This window comes from Paraliomyxa miuraensis, from assembly GCF_026337845.1.
Taxonomy (GTDB): Bacteria; Myxococcota_A; Polyangia; order Nannocystales; family Nannocystaceae; genus Paraliomyxa; species Paraliomyxa miuraensis.
This window is the reverse complement of the sequence record NZ_JAOVZF010000050.1, coordinates 1-377: the sequence shown is the minus strand read 5'-3', so window position 1 is coordinate 377 and position 377 is coordinate 1. Positions and strand designations below refer to the sequence as shown.

Annotated in this window: 1 protein-coding gene; it reads right to left on the bottom strand. The window is 67.1% G+C overall.

From position 1 onward, the window contains the following. The coding region (locus tag OEB96_RS00210; RefSeq protein WP_266213358.1) for a hypothetical protein at nt 1-213 on the bottom strand (213 nt) is incomplete at its 3' end. Nucleotides 214-377 lie beyond the last annotated feature (164 nt).

Genomic DNA, 377 nt, shown 5'->3' with positions numbered 1-377 from the left:
CCGTGCGGTGTCCCGCAGAGCCGGCTCGAGCAACGCCCGAAGGGACTGGGCTCGGTCGTCGTCGAGCCACTCCACCGTGTGGGTCGGTTGCCTGCCCTCGGGTCGAGGCTTCCTTCGACGGAAGCGCTCGGGAAGTCGCACCGCGTGCACGACCTCGGTCAAGGCATCCCAGGCGCCCAGGGTTGGGTTCACAGGTGGGGGGTGGAGGGTCATGGGTACTCGTTGAAAGGTCGCTGGGCGCAGACGCATCGAGGACGCAAGAACCCGACGCAGCCACGGCAATTGGCCACGAGCGAGGAGCGGCGCCCTTGGAGGAGGCGACTATCTACGGTGGGTGTACCTACGGGGGCTCGTGATGATCACTGGGGGCAAGCATG